Here is a 25,516-nt window from a genome sequence, read left to right as displayed (position 1 = left end):
GTCTCTTCGCCACCCAGTCAAAACAGAAAATACCGCTGCGCCATCGGCAGCGACTCGGCCGGCTCGCACCACAGCAACACACCGTCGGCCTTGACCTGGTAGGTTTGCGGATCGACGTCGATGTCCGGCAGGTAGTCGTTGTGGATCAGGTCGGTTTTCTGCACATCCCGGCAACCTTTGACCACGGCGATTCTTTTCTTCAGGCCCAACTGTTCCGGCAGGCCCGCATCGGCGGCCGCCTGGCTGATGAAGGTCAGGCTGGTGGCATGTCGCGAGCCGCCGAAGCTTGCGAACATGGGCCGGTAGTGCACCGGTTGCGGTGTCGGGATCGAGGCATTGGCGTCGCCCATCAGGCTCGCGGCAATCGCTCCGCCCTTGAGGATCAGCGTCGGCTTGACGCCGAAGAATGCCGGGCGCCACAGCACCAGGTCGGCCCACTTGCCCACTTCGACGGAGCCCACTTCATGGCTGATGCCATGGGTGATCGCCGGGTTGATGGTGTATTTGGCGATGTAGCGCTTGATGCGGAAGTTGTCGTTGCCTTCGCCGTCGCCGGGTAGGGCGCCGCGTTGTTTCTTCATCTTGTCCGCGGTCTGCCAGGTGCGCAGGATGACCTCACCGACGCGGCCCATGGCCTGGCTGTCGGAGCTGATCATCGAGAACGCGCCGAGGTCATGGAGGATGTCTTCGGCGGCGATGGTTTCGCGGCGGATACGGCTTTCGGCGAACGCCACGTCTTCGGCAATGCTCGGGTCCAAGTGGTGACAGACCATCAGCATGTCCAGGTGTTCGTCGATGGTGTTGCGGGTGAACGGCCGGGTCGGATTGGTGGAGCTGGGCAACACGTTAGGGAACCCACAGGCCTTGATGATGTCCGGCGCATGACCGCCGCCCGCACCTTCGGTGTGGTAGGTGTGGATGGTGCGGCCCTTGAAGGCGCCCAGGGTGGTTTCAACGAAGCCGGATTCGTTGAGGGTGTCGGTGTGGATCGCCACCTGCACGTCGTACTGGTCGGCCACGTTCAGGCAGTTGTCGATGGCTGCCGGGGTGGTGCCCCAGTCTTCGTGCAGCTTCAGGCCGATGGCGCCGGCCTTGACCTGTTCGATCAGCGGCTCCGGCAGGCTGGCGTTGCCCTTGCCGGTGAGGCCGATGTTCATCGGGAAGGCGTCGGCGGCCTGGAGCATGCGCGCCAGGTGCCACGGGCCGGAGGTGCACGTGGTGGCGTTGGTCCCGGTGGCCGGGCCTGTACCGCCACCGATCATGGTGGTGACGCCGCTCATCAAGGCCTCTTCGATCTGCTGTGGGCAGATGAAGTGGATGTGGGTGTCGACGCCGCCAGCCGTGAGGATCATGCCTTCGCCGGCAATCACTTCGGTGCTGGCGCCGATGGCGATGGTCACATCGGGTTGGATGTCCGGGTTGCCAGCCTTGCCGATGGCCGCGATGCGCCCGTCCTTGAGGCCGACATCGGCCTTGACGATGCCCCAGTGGTCGATGATCAGCGCGTTGGTGATCAACGTGTCCACCACCTCCGCGGCCAGCAGCTGGCCCTGGCCCATGCCGTCGCGAATCACCTTGCCGCCGCCGAATTTCACTTCTTCACCGTAGGTGGTGAAGTCCTTTTCCACTTCGATCCACAGCTCGGTATCGGCCAGGCGGACCTTGTCACCGACGGTGGGGCCGAACATGTCGGCGTAGGCTTGTCTCGAGATCTTCATGTGCTTTCCTGATCGTTCCCATGCTCTGCGTGGGAATGCCGCCATGGACGCTCTGCGTCCGCTTGTGGGACGCGGAGCGTCCCGAGATGCATTCCCACGCAGAGCGTGGGAACGAGCTGCGACCTAGAGGTCGCCCATGACCCGCCCGGCAAACCCGAACACCCGGCGATGCCCGGCCAGGTCCACCAGTTCCACCTCGCGGCTCTGCCCCGGCTCGAAGCGCACCGCGGTGCCGGCCGGGATGTTCAGGCGCATGCCGCGGCTGGCGGTGCGGTCGAAGGTCAGGGCGTCGTTGGTTTCGAAGAAGTGATAGTGCGAACCGACCTGGATCGGCCGGTCGCCGCTGTTGGCGACGGTCAGCGTCAGGGTGCGGCGGCCGACATTGAGTTCGATGTCGCCGGGCTGGACCTGGTATTGGCCTGGAATCATTGCGGTTGTCCTAAAAGCTTGTAGTAGATGGCGGTCGGGGTGTAGGTCCCGTCCGGGCTCTGGCAGTAATCGGGCAGTTCACCGACACGGGTGTAGCCCATGGCGCGGTAGAACGCCTCGGCCTCGGAGCCGGCCTCGGTGTCGAGGTACAACAGGCCACGCTTGTACTGGCGAGCACCGAGCTCCAGGGCACTCATCAACTGCTGCCCCAGGCCCCGCCGGCGGGCCTCGCCCCGGACCAGCAGCTTCTGCACCTCAGCGCGGTTCAGGCCGTTGGGTTTCTGGCACAGGGCAAGCTGGACGCTGGCCTGCACCTGTTCGTCCTTGACCACGACCCACAACAACAGGCTGCCCTGGTTGAGGCTGGCCTGGACTTCGTCGAAATAGGCGCGGGCCTGGACCGCATCGAGATCGGCCATGAAGCCGACACTGGCGCCGTACCCCACGGCGTCGAGCAACAGATCGATCAGGCCCTGGCGGTAATGCGCAAAGCTTTCGGCGTGGACTCGACGCAACTGGGCGGCGTTCATCTGATGTCACTCCTTGTTGGAAACAGGCGCGGGCGCCCCGGGATTGAGGATCAACTGCATGAAAGTCAGGTCCAGCCAGCGACCGAACTTGGTCCCCACCTGGGGCATCTGTCCGGTTATGAGGAAACCGGCCCGCTCGTGCAGGCGAATCGACGCCGCGTTGCCGCTTTCGATGGCGGCGACCATGGCGTGTTTGCCACACGCCTTTGCGCGCTCGATCAACGCCGTCATCAACCGTGGACCGAGGCCATTGCCGCGCTGGTCGCTGCGCACGTATACCGAATGCTCCACGGTGTGCCGGAAGCCGTCGAAGGGGCGCCAGTCGCCGAAGGCAGCATAGCCGAGTACCTGTTCTTCGCCGTCGACGATTACCAGCACCGGGTAGCCCTGGGACTGCCGCGCATCGAACCACGCCTGGCGGTTGCCCAGGTCCACGGCCTGTTCGTTCCAGATCGCCGTGGTGTTGAGCACCGCATCGTTGTAGATGTCGCGGATGGCGGGCAGGTCCGTCGGACGTGCGTCTCGAATCCGATAAGTCATGGCGCGGTCCTCAGGCGATGGGCTGGTGGACGGTGACCAGCTTGGTGCCGTCGGGAAAGGTCGCCTCGACCTGGATCTCCGGGATCATTTCCGGGATGCCTTCCATCACCTGTTCGCGACTCAGCAGGGTGGTGCCGTAATGCATCAACTCGGCCACGGTCTGGCCGTCGCGGGCGCCTTCGAGCAGGGCCGCGGAAATGTAGGCCATGGCTTCCGGGTAATTGAGTTTCAAGCCACGGGCCAGCCGCCGTTCGGCGACGAGGCCGGCGGTGAAGATCAACAGCTTGTCTTTTTCGCGTGGGGTCAGGTCCATGTGCAGTCCATAAAAGGCAGATAAATAATTTGCGCTGAGCTCAACCCTTGGATGGGAACCCGTGGGAGCAAAGCTTGCTCGCGATAAACGATAACGCAGTCTTCTTCTGTATCGAGGCGCCTGCATCGCGAGCAAGCTTTGCTCCCACAGAACTCATTACTTCCACAGAAAAGCAATTCAGGTGCTCCAGATCCGAGGTGGCACGGCTTCTCGACCCAGCAGCGCCGGCCGCAGCAGTCGCCACAACTCAACCAGCCACCCCCGCGCCAGCAACGCCTCGCTCGCCAGGCACCGCGCCACGACCAGCCCCGGCAACTGCGTCAGGTCCCCACGCACGGCGTGGCTCAGGGAGCGACACTGTTCCAGCAATTCGCCATCGATTTCTCCGGTCACCAGCAGCGTCGCAAACACCGGGTCGCCGCCCAGTCCAATGGGTGAGTCCAGCAAGCCGTCACCACCGACGATGCGCTGGCGCTCATGCCACAGCAACTGCCCGTCGCGGCGAATGTCCAGCCGTGATTGAAAGTGTCCCAGGTCGAAGCGCTCGCCGCTGGCGGGTCGGCCGAGGGCAACCATGTCCCAGTAAAACAGGCGTCCGTCACCCTGCAGATCAATGGACGTGTCGAGTTCGGCCTGGGCGGCGCTGAAGACAATGGTCTCCTGGGGCAACCACTCCAGTGTCGCCCCGGCTGCCACGCTCAGGCTCAGTTGCTGACGGGCAGGCGCCGTGGCGCGGTACCACTTGGCCGCGCCGGGGCTGGTCAACTGTGCCCAGGCGCCGGGGCCGACGTGAGCCGAGATCTCCAGTCGATCACCGCCGGCAATTCCCCCCGGCGGATGGACGATGATGTGCTGGCATACCTCGGGCCCTTCGGCGTACAAATGCTTTTGCACCCGCAGCGGGCCTTTATGGCGGCGTTGTACCGGGCGCGTGCTGTCGCCAAAGCGGGCATAAGCCAGTTCCAGCTCGGCGTGCCAGCAGGGCGTGAACAGGGCAGGTGCAGATAAAGGTAGGTTCATGATTTCTGATTATTGTCCGGACGCTACAGACTAGATCGTAACCAGCCCGCGCACACCCTCGGCTTCCATGTTTTCTCCGCGCCCCTGCTGCACGATCTCGCCCCGAGACATCACCAGGTATTGATCGGCCAGCTCGGCGGCGAAGTCGTAGAACTGCTCCACCAGCAAAATTGCCATGTCGCCCCGGGCCGCCAGTTTCTTGATGACCGCGCCGATCTCCTTGATGACCGACGGCTGGATGCCTTCGGTGGGCTCGTCGAGAATCAGCAGTCGTGGACGACTGGCCAACGCCCGGCCAATGGCGAGTTGCTGTTGCTGGCCGCCGGACAGGTCACCGCCACGGCGCTGTTTCATTTGCAGCAACACCGGGAACAATTCGTAGATGAACGCCGGCACCTCCCGCGCCTCGGAGGCGGGAAAACGCGACAGGCCCATCAGCAGGTTTTCTTCCACCGTCAACCGTCCGAAGATCTCCCGGCCCTGTGGCACATAGGCGATACCGGCGTGGACCCGCTGGTGCGGCTTGAAGGTGGTGATCGGCTGGCCTTCCCAGTTCACCGCACCCTCCCGGGCCGGCAGCAGCCCCATCAGGCATTTGAGCAGGGTGGTCTTGCCCACGCCATTGCGACCCAGCAGGCAGGTGACTTCGCCGACCTTCACGTCAAACGACAGGCCCCGCAGGATGTGGCTACCGCCGTAGTATTGGTGGAGCTTGTCGACTTGCAGCATGGTTTGAATTCCCCTCAAATTCTCTGTGGAGCAATGGCTTTCTGTGGAGCAAAGCTTGTTCGCGATAGCAGCACCTCGGTCCAGCAGAAGACCGCGTTATCGTTCGTCGCGAGCAAGCTTTGCTCCCACAGGCCCTCTTCCATAGAGGAAATGTGTTCACAGCGCTAGCGACCGAGATACACCTCGATCACCCGCTCATTATCCTGGACCTGCTCCAACGACCCTTCAGCCAGCACGCTGCCCTGGTGCAGGACGGTGACGTGGTCGGCGATGGTGCCGACGAAACCCATGTCATGCTCCACCACCATCAGCGAATGCTTGCCCGCCAGGGATTTGAACAGCTCGGCGGTGAAGTCGGTTTCGGCGTCGGTCATGCCCGCCACGGGTTCGTCGAGCAGCAGCAATTGCGGGTCCTGGACCAGCAGCATGCCGATCTCCAGGAATTGCTTCTGTCCGTGGGACAACAGCCCGGCCGCGCGATTGACCGATGGCGTGAGGCGGATGGTTTCCAGCACTTCACCGATGCGATCGTGCTGCTCGCCGGTCAGCTTTGCCCGCAGGCTGGCCCATACCGACTTGTCGGTTTTCAACGCCAGTTCCAGGTTCTCGAACACGCTCAGGGCTTCGAACACCGTGGGCTTCTGGAACTTGCGGCCGATACCGGCCTGGGCGATCTGTACTTCGCTCATGCCGGTCAGGTCCAGGGTCTCGCCGAACCAGGCCTTGCCGTGGCTGGGGCGGGTCTTGCCGGTGATCACGTCCATCAGCGTGGTCTTGCCTGCGCCATTGGGGCCGATGATGCAACGCAGTTCGCCCACGCCGATGTACAGGTTCAGATCGTTCAGGGCCTTGAAACCGTCGAAGCTGACGCTGATGTCTTCCAGGGTCAGGATCGTGCCGTGACGGGTATTCAGGCCATCGCCCGCGGCCTGGCCGAGGCCGATGGCGTCGCGGCTGCTGCCGGCGTCCTTGTTGGGGTCGGTTGGAAAAAAAGCCGGCTCGAGCATGAATTCGGCACTCGCTGTGATTCTCATTGTTCGCCTCGTTTCTTCAGCAGACCCACCACGCCCTTGGGCAAGTACAAGGTCACCACGATGAACAGCGCACCCAGGAAAAACAGCCAGTACTCCGGGAAGGCCACGGTGAACCAGCTCTTCATGCCGTTGACCACGCCGGCGCCCAGCAGCGGCCCGATCAGCGTGCCGCGCCCGCCGAGCGCCACCCATACGGCGGCCTCGATGGAGTTGGTCGGCGACATTTCGCTGGGGTTGATGATGCCCACCTGCGGCACATACAACGCCCCGGCCAGGCCGCACAGGACCGCGCTCAAGACCCAGACGAACAACTTGAAGCCCCGGGGATCGTAGCCGCAGAACATCAGGCGGTTCTCCGCGTCCCGCAGCGCGGTCAGCACCCGGCCGAACTTGCTGCGCGCCAGCCGCCAGCCGATGAACAAACTCGCCACCAGCAACAGCACGGTGAGCAGGAACAGCACGGCTCGGGTACCGGGCTCGGTGATGCCGAAACCCAGGATCGAGCGGAAATTGGTGAAGCCGTTGTTGCCGCCAAAACCGGTTTCGTTGCGGAAGAACAGCAGCATGCCGGCGAAGGTCAGGGCTTGGGTCATGATCGAGAAATACACACCCTTGATCCGCGAGCGAAAGGCGAAGAAACCGAACATCAACGCCAGCAGCCCCGGCGCCAGGACCACCAGGCACAAGGCCCAGAGGAAGCTGTCGGTGCCGGTCCAGTACCAGGGCAATTCGGTCCACGACAGGAACGTCATGAACGCCGGCAAGCCATCACCGGCCGCCTGGCGCATCAGGTACATGCCCATGGCGTAGCCGCCCAGGGCGAAGAACAGGCCATGGCCCAGGGACAGCAACCCGGCGTACCCCCAGACCAGGTCCAGCGCCAGGGCAACGATGGCGTAGCAGAGAATCTTGCCCACCAGCGTCAGGGTGTAGGCCGAGACATGCAGTGGATGGTCCACCGCGAGCAACGACAGCAGTGGCAGGCTCAACAGGACGGCCAGGATCAGTGCACCGACGGCGAGGGTGACTTTAGGCCCGGCCTTTTGCGTAGCCGTGATCATCAGGGGCTGGTTCATCAGTCGATTACCCGTCCTTTGAGCGCGAAGAGGCCTTGCGGACGTTTCTGGATGAACAGAATGATCAGCGCGAGGATGAGGATCTTGCCGAGCACGGCGCCGATCTGCGGTTCGAGAATCTTGTTGGCGATGCCCAGCCCGAACGCGGCGGATACGCTCCCGGCCAACTGGCCGACGCCGCCGAGCACCACCACCAGGAACGAATCGATGATGTAGCTCTGGCCCAGGTCCGGGCCGACGTTGCCGATCTGGCTCAGGGCCACGCCGCCCAGCCCGGCGATGCCCGAGCCGAGGCCGAAGGCGAGCATGTCCACGCGCCCGGTGGGCACGCCGCAGCAGGCCGCCATGTTGCGGTTCTGGGTGACGGCCCGCACGTTCAGGCCCAGGCGGGTCTTGTTCAGCAACAACCAGGTCAGCAGCACCACGAACAGTGCAAAGGCGATGATGACGATGCGGTTGTACGGCAGCACCAGGTTCGGCAGCACCTGGATCCCCCCCGACAGCCAGGCCGGGTTGGCCACTTCGACGTTCTGCGCGCCGAATACCAGGCGCACCAGTTGGATCAGCATCAGGCTGATGCCCCAGGTGGCGAGCAGGGTTTCCAGTGGTCGTCCGTAGAGATGGCGGATCACCGTGCGTTCCAGGGCCATGCCGATGGCGGCGGTGATGAAAAATGCCACCGGCAGGGCGATCAGCGGGTAGAGCTCGATGGCGTTCGGCGCGAAGCGCTGGAACAGCATCTGCACGACGTAGGTGGAATAGGCACCGAGCATCAGCATCTCGCCGTGGGCCATGTTGATCACCCCCAGCAGGCCGAAGGTGATGGCCAGGCCGAGGGCTGCGAGCAACAGGATCGAGCCCAGGGACATGCCGCTGAACGCCTGGCCCAGCAACTCGCCCACCAGCAGTTTGCGCTTGACCTGGGCGAGACTGGTCTCGGCGGCGGTACGCACGCCGGCATCGGTTTCGGCGCCAGGTTCGAGGACGCCTTCGAGACGGGTGCGGGCCAGCGGGTCGCCGGTTTCCCCCAGCAACCGGACGGCCGCCAGGCGCACGCTCGGATTGGCGTCCACCAATTGCAGGTTTGCCAAGGCCAGGCTCAGGGCGGCGTGGACATCTTCGTCTTGCTCGCCGGCCAGCTGCCGGTCGAGAAAAGCCAGTTGCGCCGGGCGCGCACTTTTTTGCAGTTGCTGCGCTGCGCCCAGGCGTACGCCGGGATCACTGGCAAGCAGCTGATGACTGGCGAGGGCGGTTTCGATCAGCCCGCGCAAGCGGTTGTTCAGGCGCAGGGTCTTGGGCTGGCCGTCGACGGTCAACTGGCCTTGTTGCAAGGCGTTGAGCAGTTCGACACGCCCGGGCTCGGGCTGCGCGGCCCAGGTTTCCAGCAGTTTGGCCTGCTGGGTCGGGTTGGCGGCGACGAAGTCTTCGGCTTCGCCCGCGTGGGTGGCCAGTGGCAGTAATAACGCCAGGGCGAGAATCAGACGGTAAAGGGCAGTGGGCATATGCTCGGCCTTGCGCAGTGCTTTTTGTGGGAGCGAGCCTGCTCGCGATAGCGCCTTACCCGTCACGTTTGTGCTGACTGATCCAGCGCTATCGCGAGCAGGCTCGCTCCCACAGGGAGTCGTGTGTCGGTCCCGGGATCCGGGGCCGACACCCATGGGCTCAGTTACCCTTCACCGCATAGTCGGGCTTCTTGTCGTTGCCGGCGATGAACGGGCTCCACGGCTGGGCGCGAACCGGCCCTTCGGTCTGCCAGACCACGTTGAACTGCCCGTCGGCCTGAATCTCGCCGATCATCACCGGCTTGTGCAGGTGGTGGTTGGTCTTGTCCATGGTCAGGGTGTAGCCCGATGGCGCGGCGAAGGTCTGGCCGGCCAGGGCTTCGCGAACCTTGTCGACGTCGGTGGACTTGGCCTTTTCCGCCGCTTGGGCCCACATGTGGATACCGACGTAGGTGGCTTCCATCGGGTCGTTGGTCACGGCCTTGTCGGCGCCCGGCAGGTTCTTGGCCTTGGCGTAGGCTTTCCAGGCCGCGACGAATTTCTTGTTCGCCGGGTTATCCACGGATTCGAAGTAGTTCCATGCCGCCAGGTTGCCCACCAGCGGTTTGGTGTCGATGCCGCGCAGCTCTTCTTCGCCCACCGAGAACGCCACCACCGGTACGTCGGTGGCTTTCAGGCCCTGGTTGGCCAGTTCCTTGTAGAACGGCACGTTGGAGTCGCCGTTGACCGTGGAGATGACCGCGGTCTTGCCGCCGGCCGAGAACTTCTTGATGCTCGCCACGATGGTCTGGTAATCGCTGTGGCCGAACGGGGTATAGACCTCTTCGATGTCCTTGTCCGCTACGCCCTTGGAATGCAGGAACGCCCGCAGGATCTTGTTGGTGGTGCGCGGGTAGACGTAGTCGGTGCCCAGCAGGAAATAGCGCTTGGCGCTGCCACCTTCTTCGCTCATCAGGTATTCCACCGCCGGAATCGCCTGCTGGTTCGGCGCGGCGCCGGTGTAGAACACGTTCGGCGACATCTCTTCGCCTTCGTACTGCACCGGGTAGAACAGCAGGCCATTGAGTTCTTCGAACACCGGCAACACCGATTTACGCGATACCGACGTCCAGCAGCCGAACACCACGGCGACCTTGTCCTGGGTCAGCAACTGCCGGCCTTTTTCCGCAAACAGTGGCCAGTTCGAGGCCGGGTCCACGACCACCGCTTCGAGCTGCTTGCCGTTCACACCACCCTTGGCATTGATTTCGTCGATGGTCATCAGCGCCATGTCCTTGAGGGACGTCTCGGAAATCGCCATGGTCCCGGACAGCGAATGCAGGATGCCGACCTTGATGGTCTCGGCAGCCTGGACGGTCCAGGCCATGCCCATCGCGGCAATGCTGGCCGAAAGGGTAAAAGCCTTGATCAAGCTACGACGTTTCATGGTGCGATCTCCGTGAATTGGTGTTTTTTTCGAGGGCAGATGCAGACGCTGAACAGGGCTTTTGCAAGGGGTGTGCCCGGTCGTGGCAAGGCCGGTAAATGTGGGGGAGATGCGCTGGGGAGCGCAGGACGACGCACCACGAGCGACCGTCGCTTGTGCGCTGGTGCGATCAGATGCGCCACATCGGTGCGCAGAAATCGCAGGCCCCTGATGCCCTAATGTAGGAGCGAGCCTGCTCGCGATAGCGCTGGGTCAGCCAGAGAAAGTGCGACTGATCTAGCGCTATCGCGAGCAGGCTCGCTCCCACAGGGGAATTGCTGTGGATAGAAGATTCGGAAGCTCAGCGCCGCCGCATCAGGCCGATGAAAAACAGCCCGCCAATGGCTGCCGTCGCCACGCCAATCGGCAGGTCTTCCGGGGCGATGAGGGTCCGGGCGGCCACGTCCACCCACACCAGAAACAGGCTGCCCAGCAGTACACAGGCCGGCAGCAAGCGACGATGCTCGGCACCCACCAGGCGCCGGGCGATGTGCGGCACCATCAGCCCGACGAAACCGATCGAGCCGCTGATGGACACCAGCACGCCGGTCATCAGCGACGCGATCAGGAAGATCCACAACCGCACCTTCGCCGCGTTCAGGCCCAGGGTCACGGCGGTCTGTTCGCCCGCCATCAGGGCGTTCAACGGCCGAGCCATGCCCAGCAGCAGGACCAGTCCCAGCAGGACACTGGCGGCGGGCACCGCCAGCAGTTCCCAGCGCGCCAGGCCCAGGCCGCCGAGCATCCAGAACATCACCGCGGAGCTGGCGCGATGGTCACCCAGGAACAACAGCAGGTTGGCCGCCGCCATCATCACGAATGACACCGCCACGCCGCACAGCAACAGGCGATCGCTTTCGAGGCGGCCCTGGCGGCTGGCAATCGCCAGCACCAGCAGCATGCTCAGCAATGCGCCGATGAACGCGGCGAGGGGCAGGGTCAGCAGGCCGACGATTTCCCCGACATGCAGGACCACGATGACCGCCCCGAGGGTCGCGCCGGAGGTGACCCCGAGCAGGTGTGGATCGGCCAGCGGGTTGCGGGTGACCGCTTGCAGCACTGCGCCGATCAATGCCAGCCCCGCGCCCACCAGCGCGCCGAGCAGCAGGCGCGGCACGCGGATCAGCCAGACGATGTGCTCCTGGCCGGCCGTCCAATAGACTTCCCCCATGCCGAAGGCCTTGTTCAGCAGGATGTCCCAGACCACGGCCACCGGCACCCGCGCCGGCCCGAAGCCCAGGGACACCACGCACGACACAAGCATCAGCGCGCCGAGGAAGATCAACAGTCCGGCATAGCGACGAGGGTTCATCGGCGGTGGAAACCCTGCGCCAGGGTCTGTACCGCCACCACGTTGTCGATGCCTGGTGTGGCCTGGACGTAGGGAATCACGATGAAGCGTCGGTGCCTGATCGCATCCACCGATTGCAAGGCCGGGCTGCCCAGCAGGAATTGCTGTTTCTGCTCGGCGCTGACTTCGCCGTAATCGACGATCACGATGACCTCGGGGTTGCGCTCGACCACGTTCTCCCAGTTCACCCGGGTCCAGCTGGTTTCCACGTCGTCCAGGATATTGCGCCCGCCCGCGGCGTCGATCAGGGCCTGGGGCATGCCCAGACGGCCGGAAGTCATGGCCCGGTCTTCACCGCTGTCGTAGAGGAACACCCGGGGCCGGTTGGCTGGCAGGTCTTTGCGGACTTCGGCGACCTGGGCCTGCATCGTGGCGATCAGCGCATCGGCGCGGTCCTGGACGTCGAAAATCTTCCCAAGATTACGCAGGTCGTTGTAGGTATCTTCCAGCGAAGCCGCCGGACGTTTCATCACGAACGCGCAGGATTCGGTCAGTTCGTACACCGGGATACCCAGCGGTTGCAGGGTCTGCGGCGTCAGGTCGCCGCCCACGCGCATGCCGTAGTCCCAACCGGCAAAGAAGAAATCCACGTTGGCGTTGAGCAGGGTTTCCACCGAGGGATATTTGGCCGCCAGTTCCGGCAGGCCATCGAGGATCTTCGCCATCTCGGGCGTCACCGATTTCCAGCCGCTGATGCCGCTGTAGCCGACCATGCGCGATTTGAGCCCGAGGGCGAGCATCATCTGGGTCATGTTGATGTCGTGGCTGACGGCGTGCCGGGGAGCTTCGTTGAACACCACCTGACGGTTGCAGCTCTGGATCGTCAGCGGATAGCGGGTGGCTTCGGCCAGGGCGTGGGCGCTGCACAGCAGCAGCGACAGAAGCAGCAGGGAACGCAGGGTCATGGTTGAGTTATCCAGGTGATTCGTGGGTAGCCGGCAAGGGGATGTTCATCCACCAGGGCTTCGACACCGAAGACGTCACGCAGCAGCGTGGTGGTCAGTACATCCTTGGGGGCACCGCTGGCGACGATGCGGCCGTGTTCGATGACGTAGAGCCGATCGCAGAAGGCGGCAGCCAGGTTCAGGTCGTGGATGCTGGCGAGGGTGCCGATCCCCAGGCGCTTGATCAGTTGCAGCAATTCGAGTTGATAGCGCGGGTCGAGGTGATTGGTCGGTTCGTCGAGGATCAGCAGTTGCGGTTGCTGGGCCAGGGCCCGGGCCAGGATCACCCGCTGTTTTTCACCGCCCGAGAGCGTGGCGAAGGCATGTTCGCCGAAGCCTTGCAGCCCTGCCGCTTCCAGGGCCTGGATGACCAGGCGCCGGTCCTCGTGGTTATCGCCATCGAACAGGCCTTTATGAGGCGTGCGGCCCATGGCGACCACTTCCTCGACCGTCAGGCCAAAGGCGTCGGGAAATTCCTGCAGGACCACGGCGATACGTTGCGCGCACCAGCGTGACGACTGGCGCCAGACGTTGTGGTGGTCGAGTTTCACCTCGCCGCTCTCCGGCGGGCTGAACCGATAGGCGCACCGCAACAGACTGGTCTTGCCGCTGCCATTGGGCCCGATCAGCCCGACGAACTCCCCGGCCGCCACCTGCAACGTGGCGTCACGCAGTTGGAACTGGTGATGGCAGTGACCGTGGCCCAGGGGTGTCCAGGCGAGGTGAGAGAGGGTCAGCGAGGTCATGCGTGTACTCAAAATGATCGGGTTACGACCCAATCCCTGTGGGAGCGAGCCTGCTCGCGATAGCGGTGGATCAGTCGCCTCTTCTCTGGCTGACCCAGCGCTATCGCGAGCAGGCTCGCTCCCACATTCGCGGATTGTGTCTAGTTCGGCAGCGGGCGCGATTGTAGAGGTTTCGCGCCGTCTCCCGTTAACGCACTGTCTTCAGCCTGAAGATGAAACCTCCTCAGGCTGTGTGTCCAGCCTCTCCCCTGGCAAGCCGACACGGACCTGTCAGACCTGACAGTAGCCCCAAGGGTTGAGGCAGGTTAGCCTGCTTATTCCCCAAAAAGGGAAGAAACGCCATGACCACGACCAGGCTTGTGACTGTTATTGGCGCACTGGTCTTCGGGTGTATCGCTATTCGCTTGGCCGTAGCCTCCGGGCATCCGTGTGAGCAGGCATGGGCGAAGAACCCGATCAGCTTCAGCTGCAAGGCCACGGTGAGTGCGATGGACACCGGTCGCCCGCCTCGCCCGATGATCGAGCCGCAGGGCAACGGGCGGTGCCGGATCACCGTGACGTGCAGGAATGACTACGGCGGCGGCACGCCCAACGAGATCGACGACATCAAGGTTGTCGACGTGGAAAAACTCCACGTCTGCAATGGTGTCCTCCAGCCGGAATCCTGTGGCGACCTGTTCCGGCCTTGACCGTGGCTCAAGAGATTGCATCGCCGCGAATGCCCTGGGTCCTGCGCGCAATCAACAGGCGGTCGATCACCCAGATCACCACCAGCGATGCCCCCACCAACGGAAACACCACCGCCAGGGTCAGCATGATGAACACCCCGGTCTTCCACGTCGGTAGATCGTGACGCATGGGCGGTACGCCGAAACGGCCCTGTGGCCGGCGCTTCCACCACATCACCATGCCGCTCACCGCGCTGAGCAGGATCATCAGGCAGATCAGCAGCACGACGATCTGGTTCACCGGGCCGAACATCTTACCTTCGTGCAACATGACGCCGGTTTCGGTGGCGCGGGCGACGACGCTGTAATCGGCCCAGCGCACATCGGCCAGGACCTTGCCGGTGTACTGGTCCACGTGGAGGGTCGCGTCATTGCGCGGATCGTCGGCGAACACGGCAATGGTGAACACCCCGGTTTCTGTGGTCGGCAGGGTGATGCTGTAGCCTGGCGTGACCTTGTGTTCGGCGGCGATGTCCTGCACCGCTTGCAGGCGGATGGTCGGCGCGGCAGGGCCCTCGTGCATGCCACCGTGGGCCATGTGTTCGGCATGGTCGCCGGACATCGGCATCGGGGTGTTCTCCATGGCCCAGGGCACGGTCTGGCGGTGGGCGTTGTTGAGGCTGCCGGCTTCGACGTCGGACTTGGGCACGTCGTTCCACATCGCGGCCGGGAAGCGGTTCCAGAGTTCGGCGTATTGCTTGCCCCAGAAGCCGGTCCAGGTCATGCCGCTGAGCAGCATCACCAGCAGCAACGCCGCGCCCCAGAAGCCGACGACCACGTGCAGGTCGCGCCAGAACAGCCGACCGCGAGCGCTCCAGCGCGGCCACAGGACCCCGGCCGAGGATTGCCCGCGGGGCCACCACAGGTACAGCCCCGACACCACCAGCACTACGCCCCAACCGGCAGCCATTTCCACCAGCCGGTCACCGACGGTGCCGATCAGCAGTTCGCCGTGGATGGCCCTGGCCATGGCTTGCAGGTTGTTCTTGGCATCCTGTTCGCCGAGGACGTCGCCGTGGTATGGGTCGATAAAGACATTCAGCTCCCGTCCCTTGTCGATCACCACGAACTGCGCGCTGCGCTCGGCGTCGGCCGGTGGCAGATACTGTTTGATCCGGGCTTCGGGGTAGGCCTGGCGGACCTGTTGGAGCAGGTCGTCCGCGGCCATCGTGTGATGACCGGCCGGTACGTTCAGCAGGCTGCCGTACATCAGTGGATCGAGTTGCGGTTTGAACAGGTAGATGATGCCGGTCAGGGCCAGCATCACCATGAACGGCGCGACGAACAGCCCGGCATAAAAATGCCAGCGCCAGGCCAGGTTGTAGAAATTCGGTTTCGGTTGGCTCATCGAAAAGCGCTCCGCTTGGCAAATGTATTTGTACGGTCAAATCCCTGTGGGAGCGAGCCAGCTTGCGAAAGCGGCAGTCCATTCAGCACCGGAATGACTGATGGACCGCATCGCGAACAGGCGCGCCCCACAGGGTTTGTGCGCTCGATTTTTTTTGACTCATGTCACGGCAAAGAACTGGACATGATGACTCCATCGAGCAGACGTAAACGACACGGTCGGGCAGCCTGGGGCTGTCTTGTGCGACCGGGGTGGTAAATGTCGGGGTCTATGCGTCGAGGGGAGGTGCGCGGGTACGGGCACCCGGGAAGAATGACGGCCGGGCATGGCCCAGGCGTGGGGAAGGGCTGGTGTAGGTGTTGGCCGTCGGGGTGTTGAAAACAGCGAGGGACTGCGCTCCGGGCAAGGCCGGGCAATTGAACAGCAGGCTGCAATAGCCGCATTTTTCCCACAGCGCGTGATGCTCGTTCCGAGGCGCGTCGTGTTCGGCTGCCGGTGCTTCATGTCCGGCGTGAGCACCTGCGGACATGTCCATATCCATGCTCATCGTCATGGACGAAGACATGCGCTGATCCATCGGCATCGACTGGGAAACCAGTGGACCGATAAAGATCATCAGCATGGCGAACAGGCTGATCCAGCTGCCGCGTGCCAGGCTCATCGGCTGGCGGCGGGGCATGGCAGACCTCGCGCGGGGAAGACCCATGGGCAGCTATCAGTGCATGTGGGCTTCGGTCTTGGTGCCGTCGGGAGCTTTTTTCTGCACCGCAACGTCGACCGTGACATCCCCGGCTTTTTCGAAATGCAGGGTCATGGTGAAGCGCTTGCCGTCACTCAGCAGGCTGCGGTCTTTCAGGTCCAGCAGCATGACGTGGTAAGCCATGGGGGCGAAAGTGACGGTGGCGCCGGGGGCAATCGCAACCGTGGGCACGGGCTGCATCTTCATCAGATCGTCCTGCTTCACATGCTCGTGGAGCTCGGCCTTGCCGGCAATCGGCGTGTCGACGCTGAGCAGTTTGTCTGCCATTGCCCCGGTGTTGTGGATCACGAAGTACGCGGCCACGGTCGGCGCGTTGGGCGGCAGTTCCTGGGACCAGGGATGGGCAATCTCAAGGTCGCCGACCTTGTACTGATGAGCTTGGGCGAAGCCGACGGGAAGCAGCAGGGCAGCCAGCAGGATGAGTCTGTTCAACATGGGTGATTCTCCGGAACGATTCAGGACGCAGTTGTTTTATGCGGTGGGAATCAGACCAGAGGCGAGGCGCGGGGATTGAGACTCGGCCATTGCTGGCGCGGCGTGGGGCTGTCGAACGTTGAGTGGACAAGGCCGTGGTGGGCAGGCTGTGGGGCCAGGTACAGCCGCGGAGCCTGTCCAGTGAGCGCTATTAACGACGCGGAGCCTGCGCAGCACCAGCAATGCTGCATGGTCGAATGGTCGTCGTTGCGGGGCGTGCCCTGTTCGAGCTTGCCCAGGGAAATCGCCACCATCTTCGTGCCGCTGGAAGAACAGAAACTACCCCACAACAACTGCTCGGCCGGCGCATTGCCCTGTGCGGCCGCGCTGCCGGAAAGCGGCATGGCAAGCATGTTGAACAGCACTGCGAAGCAGGCGATCCAGGCAAATGCAAGCCGTTGTCGGGACATGGGAGAATCCGCTCGGTTGGGCGATCAGGTGGCGGTATTTAGCCTGATCGCAGGCTGGAAGTAAAAAAGCCATGTGCGGTGTAGGGTCGCAGGGCTCGTGTTAACAGTAGCAATAGATCGCCAAGTGAGCGCTGTTGTGGCGAGGGAGCTTGCTCCCGCTGGGGCGCGAAGCGACCCTGAAACCCGATGCTGCGGTGTGTCAGGAGAGCCTCGTTCATATTTTTTGGGGCTGCTGCGCAGCCCAGCGGGAGCAAGCTCCCTCGCCACAGGTTTAAGCTCGATCTGACACTCGCTAAAAATTATCAGGGGGCTCAGGGTGCAAACATCGACAGCGCCGACAACATCTCATCCAGCGTCCAGAATTCCCGATCCACCCCCGCCAACACCGGCCGCCTCAACACCAACACCGGCACCCCGCGTTCCCGCGCCACTTCCAGCTTCGGCTCGGTTGCAGTGCTGCCGCTGTTCTTGCTGACCAGTACATCGATCTGCCGCCGCTCGAACAGCTCCCGCTCGCCGTCGATATGGAACGGCCCTCGCGCGCCGATGACTTCGCAGCGTTCGTTACCGGGGTAAACGTCCAGGGCGCGCAGGGTCCAGAATTGCTCCGGGGGAATTTCATGCAGGTGTTGCAGCGGTTCGCGGCCGAGGGTGAAGAGGGGACGGTGGAAGGGTTTCAGGGCCTGGATCAGTTCGGCCCAGTCGGCCACTTCGCGCCAGTCATCGCCCTGGCGGGGCTGCCAGGCCGGGCGGCGCAGGGCCCAGCAGGGGATGCCACAGGCGCGGGCGGCGTGGGCGGCGTTGTGGCTGATCCGGGCGGCGTAGGGGTGGGTGGCGTCCAACAGCAGGCTGATGCCCTGGTCGCGAATGAACTGCGCCAGGCCCTCAGCACCGCCGTAGCCGCCGACGCGCACCTGGCAGGTCAGGTCAGTGGGGACACGGCCCACGCCCGCCAGGCTGTAGATGTGTTGGGGGCCGAGGGTGCGAGCGATGGCCAAGGCTTCGGTGACGCCGCCCAGCAGCAGGATGCGTTTCATGTAAAGGCTCCGGCGTGACCGACGATTCCGCCCTGGCGGTCGATGGCGAAGACTTCGACTTGAACCTGGGGCGGCACGACGCTGCGGGCGAAGGCCAGGGCGTGCCCACACACCGCGTCGCCGAGGGCGATGCCCGCGGCACTGGCCATCGCCAAGGCCTGCTGGCTGGTGTTGGCCCCACGGATACCTTGCTGCAAAGCCTCGTCGGCGCCGATTGCGGCGGCCCAGTCGGCCAGCTGTGGCAGGTCGATGCTCGAATGACGGCTGTGCAGGTCCATGTGACCGGCGGCGAGTTTGCTGATTTTGCCAAAGCCGCCGCAGAGGCTGAGCTTGTCCACCGGGACCTTGCGCACGTGCTTGAGCACGGCCCCGACGAAGTCGCCCATTTCGATCAAGGCGATTTCCGGCAGGTTGTAGACCCGGCGCATGGTGTCTTCGCTGGCATTGCCGGTACAGGCCGCGATGTGCAGGTAACCGTTGGTTTTCGCCACGTCGATACCCTGATGGATCGAGGCAATGTAGGCCGCGCAGGAGAAAGGCCGGACGATGCCGCTGGTGCCGAGGATCGACAGGCCGCCGAGGATGCCCAGGCGCGGGTTCATGGTTTTCAACGCCAGGGCTTCACCGCCCTCGACGTTGACCGTGACTTCGAAACCGCCGGTATAGCCGGTTTCTTCGGCCAGCCGGTCCAGGTGATCGCCGATCATTTTGCGCGGCACCGGGTTGATCGCCGGTTCACCGACCGCCAGCACCAGGCCCGGTCGCGTCACGGTGCCGACGCCGCGCCCGGCAATGAAGCGCACGCCCGGTTCGGTGGTCAGGCGCACCTGGGAAAACAACAGCGCACCGTGGGTCACGTCGGGGTCGTCGCCGGCGTCCTTGATCGTCCCGGCCTCGGCGCCCTGGCCGGTGAGGCGACAGAACTCCAGGCGCATCTGCACCTGTTTGCCCTTGGGCAACACAATCTCCACGGCATCGGCGCAATGGCCTTGCAGCAACAGGCGCGCCGCCGCCAGGCTGGTGGCCGTGGCGCAACTGCCGGTGGTCAGGCCGCTGCGCAGGGGCGCGGGTTGTTCGGCGGTTTCGTCACGCATCGAGGGGCTTTACCAGGTCCAGCAGGGTAATCGGCAACGCCTGGCGCCAGGTGTCGAACTCGCCCAGTGGTTGGGCCTGGGCGATGTGGACGCGGGTCAGTTCGCCGCCATGGAGTTCGCGCCAGTTCATGAGCGTCATCTCGCTTTGCAGGGTCACGGCATTGGCGACCAACCGGCCGCCTGGCTTGAGTCGGGCCCAGCAGGCTTCCAGCACGCCTTCACGGGTGACGCCGCCGCCAATGAATACGGCGTCCGGTCGCTCCAGTCCCTCAAGGGCCTGGGGCGCTCGTCCGCGAATCAGTTGCAGGCCGGGCACGCCTAGGGTGTCGCGGTTACGTTCGATCAAGCCTTGGCGGCCTTCGTCGGCCTCGATGGCCAGGGCTCGACAGGCCGGGTGCGCGCGCATCCATTCGATGCCGATGGAGCCGCTGCCGGCGCCCACGTCCCAGAGCAATTCGCCAGGCATCGGGGCGAGGCGGGCCAGGGTGATGGCGCGCACGTCGCGCTTGGTCAATTGGCCGTCATGTTCGAACGCGGTGTCCGGCAAACCGGCCAGGCGTGACAGGCGCAACGCCGAGGGTTCGGCCCGGCATTCGACGGCGATCAGGTTCAGGTCGGTGACGTCCGGCTCGGACCAGTGTGCCGCGCAGCTTTCGATCCGCCGCTCTGCCGGGCCGCCCAGGTGTTCCAGCACGGTCATGGGGCTGGGGCCGAACCCGCGTTCGCGCAGCAATGACGCCACTGCGCCTGGCGTGTGGCGGTCGTTGCTCAGCAACAACAGCCGGACGCCTGTGGATAAATGAGCATTGAGTGCCGCCAAGGGGCGCGCCACCAGCGACACAGTCACCACCTCCTGCAGCGGCCAACCCATGCGCGCCGCCGCCAACGAACATGACGACGGGGCCGGGATGACCAGCATCTGCTCGCTTGGCAGATGTTTGGCGAGGCTGGCGCCGACGCCATAGAACATCGGATCGCCGCTGGCCAGCACACACACTGGCTCGTCCCGTCGCGCCAGCAGTGGTTCCAGGGAAAACGGGCTTGGCCACAGTTCCCGTTCACCGCGAATGCACACCGGCAATAACGCCAGTTGACGAGCGCTGCCGATAATGCGCGTCGCCCGCAACAGGGCATGGCGGGCCGTTCGGCCCAGGCCCTTGAAGCCGTCTTCGCCGATGCCCACTACGGTCAGCCAGGGGGTCATCTCTGTTCCTCGAATGGGTAGGTTTGCTTAACGGGCACATCAGTCCCGCGAACCGGGCCGCCATCATACCGCGCCGCTGGGAGCAAGGCTTGCCCGCGATGGCGGTGCCCATTCAACATCACCGTCACAGACAGACCGCTATCGCGAGCAGGCTCGCTCCCACATTGGACGGGGATTGTTCTTCTATTTCGTACCAGCCGCAGATCCCCTGTGGGAGCGAGCCTGCTCGCGATGGCGTCGGCCCATTCAACCCACCTTGCCCGCCAGAACGCTATCGCCAGCAAGCTCCCGCCTCACATTCCCGACGGCACTGCACATAATCCGACGGGCAAGCTTTTCATGCTCCCCGGCAAAGCAGGCATAATGGCGGTCCTTCGCCGATGTGGCGTGCCCCATTGACCGGTTTGCCCTTGAACGAACGTCCATCCTCCAACGCCATACGTCCCTCGGGTTGCCCGGGGTTGCTGCGTGTCGTCCAGGCGCTGGACGGGGGCATCTGCCGGATCAAGCTCGATGGCGGCGCCATCCAGGCCGATCAGGCCGACGCGGTGGCGCTGGCGGCCGAGCGGTTCGCCAGTGGCGCGATCGAGGCGACCAACCGGGCCAACCTGCAGATCCGCGGGATCGGCCCTGAGCACGCCGCACTGATCGAGTCATTGCTGGCCGCCGGCCTCGGCCCGCACACATCGGCCGGCGACGATGTACGCAACCTGATGCTCAGCCCCACGGCCGGCATCGACCGGCAGATGCTGCTGGACACCCGCCTGTTGGCCGCGCAGATCCTGCTCAGCCTGCAGACCCACGACCGATTCCATGAGTTGTCGGCCAAGTTCGCCGTGCAACTGGACGGCGGCGAGGCGTTGGCGATGCTCGATCATCACCATGACCTGTGGTTGTCGGCGTTCATCGGTCACGGCGAGCCCTGGCTGGCGTTCGGGTTGGCGGGCTCGCCCCTGGATGAACCGGCAGGCGCGGTTCCCCTGGTCGATGGACATGGGTTGGTGCTGGCGGTGCTGGAGCTGTTTCTCGATCTGGCTCGCCCAGACCAGACGCGCATGCGCCACCTGCTGGCAGAGCTTCCCGACACGGAATTCATCCGGCAACTGGCCGGCCGGGTCTCGCTGCAACGGTGTTCCGGCTGGCAGCGCGACGGTGCCATCGATGGATTGCACTTCGGTATCCAGCCACAACATGACGAACGAGTCTACGTGGGGGGCGCCGCGCCCCTTGGCCGACTCGACGCGGTCATGCTGCGAGGCCTGGCGCAACTGGCTCGGGAGAAGGGTGACAGCAGCCTTCGTTTCACCCCGTGGCAAAGCCTGTTGTTGCCCAACGTACGCCGCGAGGACGCGGACGACGTGCTGGCGCGGCTCGAAGGGTTGGGCCTGCTGTGTTCGGCGCAACAACCGTTGGCGCACCTCATCGCCTGCACCGGCTCCAGTGGCTGCGGCAAGGCCCTGGCCGACACCAAGGCCGATGCCCGGCGACTGGCCGACGTACTGCAACGCCATAGCCACGGGACCAAGGTCCATTTGTCCGGTTGCCCGCGTTCCTGCGCGGCGGCCCATATTGCGCCTGTCACCTTGCTGGCGGTCGCTCCCGGTCGTTACGACCTCTATTTTCGCGATGCCACGCTGCCGGGTTTCGGCGCGTTGCAGGCACACAATCTGACTATTGAAGCGGTCGGCCAATGGCTCGACGCTCGCCCCCGGAGCCCCCTTTGATGCTTGATTACATCCGCGACGGTCAGGAGATCTATCGCAACTCCTTCGCGATCATTCGCGCCGAGGCCAACCTGGCGCGCATTCCGGCCGATCTGGAAAAACTCGCGGTACGGGTGATCCATGCCTGCGGCATGGTCGAGGCGGTCGATGGGCTGCAGTTTTCCGAAGGCGCGGGTATGGCCGGGCGTCAGGCCCTGGCTGCCGGTGCGCCGATCCTGTGCGATGCGCGGATGGTCAGCGAAGGCGTGACCCGCGCTCGCCTGCCTGCCAACAACCCGGTGATCTGCACCCTGCGCGACGAGAGCGTGCCGCAGCTGGCCCGCGATTTGGGCAACACCCGTTCGGCGGCGGCCCTGGAGCTGTGGCGTCCACATCTGGAAGGCAGCGTCGTGGTGATCGGCAATGCGCCCACCGCGCTGTTCTACCTGCTGGAAATGCTCGACGCCGGCGCACCGAAACCGGCGTTGATCCTGGGCTTTCCCGTGGGGTTCGTCGGCGCCGCCGAGTCCAAGGCGATGTTGGCGGCCAACAGCCGTGGCGTGCCGTTCGTGATCATGCAAGGCCGGCTCGGTGGCAGCGCCATGGCTGCGGCTGCCGTCAATGCCCTCGCTACGGAGATTGAATGATGCAGCAGCGTGGACGTCTGATCGGCCTCGGCGTGGGCCCCGGTGACCCGGAACTGATCACCCTCAAGGCCCTGCGCTTGTTGCGCGAATCCCCCGTGGTGGCGTACTTCGTCGCCAAAGGCAAGAAGGGCAACGCCTTCGGGATCATCGAAATGCACCTGCAAGAGACGCAGACGCTGATGCCGCTGGTGTACCCGGTCACCACCGAAGTGTTGCCGGCGCCGCTGTCCTATGAGCAGGTGATCGCCGACTTCTACGACACCGCCGCCGAACAGGTGGCCGTGCATCTGGATGCCGGTCGCGACGTGGCCGTGATCTGCGAGGGCGATCCGTTCTTCTACGGTTCGTACATGTACCTGCACGATCGTCTGGCCGAGCGCTACGACGCCGAAGTCATTCCCGGCGTCTGCTCGATGCTGGGCGGTGCCTCGGTGCTCGGCGCGCCGCTGGTGTACCGCAACCAGAGCCTGTCGGTGCTCTCTGGCGTGCTGCCCCATGACGAGCTCAAGCGCCGGTTGGCCGATGCCGACGCGGCGGTGATCATGAAGCTGGGGCGCAACTTCCCCAAGGTCCGCCAGGTGCTCGGGGAACTGGGCCTGGATGGCCGGGCCCTGTACGTCGAACGGGCGACCATGGCCAATCAGAAAATCGTGCCGCTGGATGAAGTCGAGCCGATGTCCTCGCCGTATTTTTCGTTGATCATCGTGCCGGGCGAACGGTGGCAGGGATGACGTCCAAGGCACCGGCAATCGTCATCCTCGGCCCGGGCAGCCTCGCAACGGCCCGGCGGGTCCAGCAGTGCTATCCCGACGCCTTGATCCACGGCCTGTCCGGGCGGGTCGAGGGCGTGGACCGTCACTACCTGGAGTTCGGCGCGACGTTGCGCGAGCTCTATCAGCAAGACACGCCGATCATCGCCCTGTGCGCGGCGGGCATCGTCATCCGCACCCTGGCGCCGCTGCTGCTGGAAAAAGGCGTCGAGCCCGCCGTGCTGGCGGTGGCTGAAGACGGCAGCGCCGTGGTGCCACTGCTCGGCGGCCTGGGCGGGGTCAATGTCATGGCGCGGGACATCGCTGCCGCGCTGCAAGTCGCCCCGGCGATCACCACCAGCGGCGAATTGCGTTTCGGCACTTGCCTGCTCAATCCACCGAGCGGCTACCGTCTCGACGATCTGGAGCAGGGCAAGCGCTTCGTCTCCGATCTGCTGGCCGGTGAGCCGGTGCGCATTGAAGGGGCCGCGCCGTGGCTGGATCAGGCGCACTTGCCCCAGGACCAACAGGCGCGCCTGGCCATCCGTATCGACAGCGCTGCCGGTGTGCCCGCAGTCGATGAATTGCGTATCTATCCACGCAACGTAGCCGTGGCGCTGGACGTCGGGGTGATGGACGTAGCGGCCACCATTGGCGATGCCCTGGGTCAGGCCGGCCTCGCGGTGCAGTCGCTGGCCTGCCTGTTGGCGGCGGACAGCGACATGACACGCCCAGAGTTACACGAAGCCGCTGCAAGCCTGGGCGTGCCGCTGCGCTTTGCCAGCGCCGACGGCGACATCGCGGGATGGTTGAGCGAGGCCCTCGGCCAGCCGGCGTCGATTCGGGTCATGGGCAGCCTGGCCATCGCGGTGGCCGAACGGCCCCTGGACCCGCAACGGATCGGCCGTCCACGTGGGCGCCTGGCGGTGATCGGCCTGGGCCCGGGCGCGGCCGAGTTGATGGTGCCGGCGGTGCGCGCCGAACTCGACCGCGCCAACGATGTGCTGGGCTACGAAACCTACGTGCGTATGGCCGGGCCGTTCCGGGCCGATCAGGTGCAACACTGCACCGACAACCGCGAAGAGCTGCAACGCGCCCGCCACGCCTTCGAGCTGGCGGCCCAGGGACGTTCCGTGGTGGTGGTGTCGTCCGGCGATCCGGGGGTGTTCGCCATGGCCGCGGCGGTGCTGGAGGCGCTGCATGAGTCGACGAATGCCCAATGGCACGCTGTCGACCTGCAGATCCTGCCGGGTGTCTCCGCTTCCCTGGCCACGGCCGCCCAGGCCGGCGCGCCGCTGGGGCATGACTTCTGCGTGCTGTCGCTGTCGGACAACCTCAAGCCTTGGTCGATCATCGAGAAACGCCTGGACCTGGCGGCACAAGCGGATCTCGCGCTGGCGTTCTACAACCCCATCTCCCGTTCCCGCCCATGGCAACTGGGGCGGGCGCTGGAGATCGTCGCCCAGCATCGAACCGCGCAGACGCCGGTGGTGCTGGGGCGTGACATCGGCCGTCCGGGCCAGACCCTGCGCGTCACGACGCTGGGGCAGTTGACCCCGGATCAGGTCGACATGCGCACCATGGTCCTGGTCGGGTCTTCGACCACCTGCGTGTTTCCCCGTGCCGACGGTGGCGAGTGGGTGTACACGCCGCGCTGGTATGGCAGCAAGCCGCTCTGACGCAACCCGGCAGCCCGCTCGGGCTGCCGTCGTTTCTCGAATCGATTGGTTACTGATCTCTTTAGTTATATATAACCGCTCTATGACATCAAGTTACGGGCATACTGTGCCTGTAACATGAAGTTGGTTTCTTATTTGGAAATTTATTGGTTTTCTTATTGGTTGAGTCGTGGCTGGGCGCTAGGTTACTTTTATTCGCGCTTATCGAGAGTGTCATTCTTTAAAGTTTAATGCCCAGGTGCCTGAGTGCATGTGTGGGCTGCCGTTGCCTGGAAGTGGCTTCGGC

At 64.4% G+C, this 25,516-nt stretch carries 26 protein-coding genes; 5 read left to right on the top strand and 21 right to left on the bottom strand.

Going from position 1 to position 25,516, the window contains the following annotated elements:
- Positions 1–17 precede the first annotated feature (17 nt).
- The 14 genes from ureC to CGA22_RS11380 form a co-directional block, all read right to left on the bottom strand.
- Positions 18–1,718: an urease subunit alpha gene (gene ureC, locus CGA22_RS11445; protein WP_041022506.1), complete on the bottom strand. Its 1,701-nt coding sequence runs from the start codon at positions 1,716–1,718 to the stop codon at positions 18–20.
- Positions 1,719–1,841: 123 nt separating this feature from the next.
- On the bottom strand, positions 1,842–2,147 hold the full coding sequence (locus CGA22_RS11440; protein ID WP_041022507.1) for an urease subunit beta: 306 nt from the start codon (positions 2,145–2,147) through the stop codon (positions 1,842–1,844).
- Positions 2,144–2,677, bottom strand: coding sequence for a GNAT family N-acetyltransferase (locus tag CGA22_RS11435; protein ID WP_041022508.1), 534 nt, complete (start codon positions 2,675–2,677; stop codon positions 2,144–2,146). Before CGA22_RS11435 ends, CGA22_RS11440 begins: the two co-directional genes overlap by 4 nt.
- A gap of 6 nt (positions 2,678–2,683) precedes the next feature.
- Positions 2,684–3,217: a GNAT family N-acetyltransferase gene (locus tag CGA22_RS11430; protein WP_041022509.1), complete on the bottom strand. Its 534-nt coding sequence runs from the start codon at positions 3,215–3,217 to the stop codon at positions 2,684–2,686.
- A 10-nt stretch (positions 3,218–3,227) separates the two neighbouring features.
- Positions 3,228–3,530: an urease subunit gamma gene (ureA, locus tag CGA22_RS11425; RefSeq protein WP_003197350.1), complete on the bottom strand. Its 303-nt coding sequence runs from the start codon at positions 3,528–3,530 to the stop codon at positions 3,228–3,230.
- Positions 3,531–3,707: 177 nt separating this feature from the next.
- Positions 3,708–4,550 carry an urease accessory protein UreD gene (locus CGA22_RS11420; RefSeq protein WP_041022510.1) on the bottom strand — a complete coding sequence of 281 codons (843 nt, stop codon included), beginning with the start codon at positions 4,548–4,550 and terminating at the stop codon, positions 3,708–3,710.
- A 30-nt stretch (positions 4,551–4,580) separates the two neighbouring features.
- Positions 4,581–5,279, bottom strand: a complete 699-nt coding sequence (urtE, locus tag CGA22_RS11415; protein ID WP_041022511.1) for an urea ABC transporter ATP-binding subunit UrtE — start codon at positions 5,277–5,279, stop codon at positions 4,581–4,583.
- Positions 5,280–5,443: 164 nt separating this feature from the next.
- The gene (urtD, locus tag CGA22_RS11410) at positions 5,444–6,313 is read right to left on the bottom strand and encodes an urea ABC transporter ATP-binding protein UrtD (RefSeq protein ID WP_041022512.1); all 870 of its coding nucleotides are present in this window, start codon (positions 6,311–6,313) and stop codon (positions 5,444–5,446) included.
- Entirely contained in the window at positions 6,310–7,389 is a 1,080-nt protein-coding gene (urtC, locus tag CGA22_RS11405) for an urea ABC transporter permease subunit UrtC (protein WP_041022513.1), read from the bottom strand. Before urtC ends, urtD begins: the two co-directional genes overlap by 4 nt.
- Positions 7,389–8,891 (bottom strand): urea ABC transporter permease subunit UrtB, encoded by a 1,503-nt coding sequence (urtB, locus tag CGA22_RS11400; RefSeq protein WP_041022514.1) that lies wholly within the window; start codon positions 8,889–8,891, stop codon positions 7,389–7,391. Before urtB ends, urtC begins: the two co-directional genes overlap by 1 nt.
- Positions 8,892–9,051: 160 nt before the next feature.
- Positions 9,052–10,317 (bottom strand): urea ABC transporter substrate-binding protein, encoded by a 1,266-nt coding sequence (gene urtA, locus CGA22_RS11395; RefSeq protein ID WP_041022515.1) that lies wholly within the window; start codon positions 10,315–10,317, stop codon positions 9,052–9,054.
- Positions 10,318–10,657: 340 nt separating this feature from the next.
- Positions 10,658–11,668, bottom strand: a complete 1,011-nt coding sequence (locus CGA22_RS11390) for a FecCD family ABC transporter permease (RefSeq protein WP_188258587.1) — start codon at positions 11,666–11,668, stop codon at positions 10,658–10,660.
- Positions 11,665–12,612 (bottom strand): ABC transporter substrate-binding protein, encoded by a 948-nt coding sequence (locus CGA22_RS11385; RefSeq protein ID WP_041021186.1) that lies wholly within the window; start codon positions 12,610–12,612, stop codon positions 11,665–11,667. The genes CGA22_RS11390 and CGA22_RS11385 overlap by 4 nt, the downstream gene beginning before the upstream one ends.
- Positions 12,609–13,397, bottom strand: coding sequence for an ABC transporter ATP-binding protein (locus tag CGA22_RS11380; RefSeq protein WP_041021187.1), 789 nt, complete (start codon positions 13,395–13,397; stop codon positions 12,609–12,611). The genes CGA22_RS11385 and CGA22_RS11380 overlap by 4 nt, the downstream gene beginning before the upstream one ends.
- Positions 13,398–13,738: 341 nt before the next feature.
- Between CGA22_RS11380 and CGA22_RS11375 the strand changes: the two genes are divergently transcribed.
- Complete coding sequence (locus tag CGA22_RS11375) at positions 13,739–14,086, top strand: hypothetical protein (protein ID WP_041023812.1); 348 nt, start codon at positions 13,739–13,741, stop codon at positions 14,084–14,086.
- Positions 14,087–14,093: 7 nt separating this feature from the next.
- Here the strand turns inward: CGA22_RS11375 and CGA22_RS11370 are convergent, their stop codons facing one another.
- The 7 genes from CGA22_RS11370 to CGA22_RS11340 form a co-directional block, all read right to left on the bottom strand.
- Complete coding sequence (locus CGA22_RS11370; RefSeq protein ID WP_041023813.1) at positions 14,094–15,473, bottom strand: PepSY-associated TM helix domain-containing protein; 1,380 nt, start codon at positions 15,471–15,473, stop codon at positions 14,094–14,096.
- Positions 15,474–15,741: 268 nt separating this feature from the next.
- On the bottom strand, positions 15,742–16,134 hold the full coding sequence (locus tag CGA22_RS11365; protein WP_041023827.1) for a DUF2946 domain-containing protein: 393 nt from the start codon (positions 16,132–16,134) through the stop codon (positions 15,742–15,744).
- A gap of 54 nt (positions 16,135–16,188) precedes the next feature.
- Positions 16,189–16,668 carry a copper chaperone PCu(A)C gene (locus CGA22_RS11360; RefSeq protein ID WP_041023814.1) on the bottom strand — a complete coding sequence of 160 codons (480 nt, stop codon included), beginning with the start codon at positions 16,666–16,668 and terminating at the stop codon, positions 16,189–16,191.
- A gap of 50 nt (positions 16,669–16,718) precedes the next feature.
- Complete coding sequence (locus tag CGA22_RS11355; protein WP_084213799.1) at positions 16,719–17,117, bottom strand: DUF2946 domain-containing protein; 399 nt, start codon at positions 17,115–17,117, stop codon at positions 16,719–16,721.
- 311 nt (positions 17,118–17,428) lie between these two features.
- Positions 17,429–18,154, bottom strand: coding sequence for a cobalt-precorrin-6A reductase (locus CGA22_RS11350; RefSeq protein ID WP_041023815.1), 726 nt, complete (start codon positions 18,152–18,154; stop codon positions 17,429–17,431).
- On the bottom strand, positions 18,151–19,248 hold the full coding sequence (locus CGA22_RS11345) for a cobalt-precorrin-5B (C(1))-methyltransferase (protein ID WP_041023816.1): 1,098 nt from the start codon (positions 19,246–19,248) through the stop codon (positions 18,151–18,153). Before CGA22_RS11345 ends, CGA22_RS11350 begins: the two co-directional genes overlap by 4 nt.
- Entirely contained in the window at positions 19,241–20,452 is a 1,212-nt protein-coding gene (locus tag CGA22_RS11340; protein ID WP_041023817.1) for a bifunctional cobalt-precorrin-7 (C(5))-methyltransferase/cobalt-precorrin-6B (C(15))-methyltransferase, read from the bottom strand. The genes CGA22_RS11345 and CGA22_RS11340 overlap by 8 nt, the downstream gene beginning before the upstream one ends.
- 410 nt (positions 20,453–20,862) lie before the next feature.
- Here CGA22_RS11340 and cobG point away from each other — a divergent pair, with 410 nt between their 5' ends.
- Genes cobG through cobJ form a run of 4 tightly spaced genes read left to right on the top strand, consistent with a single transcriptional unit; the run spans position 20,863 to position 25,230 of the window.
- Positions 20,863–22,176 (top strand): precorrin-3B synthase, encoded by a 1,314-nt coding sequence (gene cobG / locus CGA22_RS11335; protein ID WP_041023829.1) that lies wholly within the window; start codon positions 20,863–20,865, stop codon positions 22,174–22,176.
- Entirely contained in the window at positions 22,176–22,802 is a 627-nt protein-coding gene (locus CGA22_RS11330; RefSeq protein ID WP_041023818.1) for a precorrin-8X methylmutase, read from the top strand. Before cobG ends, CGA22_RS11330 begins: the two co-directional genes overlap by 1 nt.
- Positions 22,802–23,533 carry a precorrin-2 C(20)-methyltransferase gene (locus tag CGA22_RS11325; RefSeq protein WP_041023819.1) on the top strand — a complete coding sequence of 244 codons (732 nt, stop codon included), beginning with the start codon at positions 22,802–22,804 and terminating at the stop codon, positions 23,531–23,533. The genes CGA22_RS11330 and CGA22_RS11325 overlap by 1 nt, the downstream gene beginning before the upstream one ends.
- The gene (gene cobJ, locus CGA22_RS11320) at positions 23,530–25,230 is read left to right on the top strand and encodes a precorrin-3B C(17)-methyltransferase (RefSeq protein ID WP_041023820.1); all 1,701 of its coding nucleotides are present in this window, start codon (positions 23,530–23,532) and stop codon (positions 25,228–25,230) included. The genes CGA22_RS11325 and cobJ overlap by 4 nt, the downstream gene beginning before the upstream one ends.
- Positions 25,231–25,516 lie beyond the last annotated feature (286 nt).

The sequence above is a fragment of the Pseudomonas sp. PSB18 genome, from assembly GCF_014596565.1.
Classification (GTDB): Bacteria; Pseudomonadota; Gammaproteobacteria; order Pseudomonadales; family Pseudomonadaceae; genus Aquipseudomonas.
The sequence above is the reverse complement of the archived record's forward strand: the minus strand, read 5'-3'. Positions and strand labels throughout refer to the sequence as shown.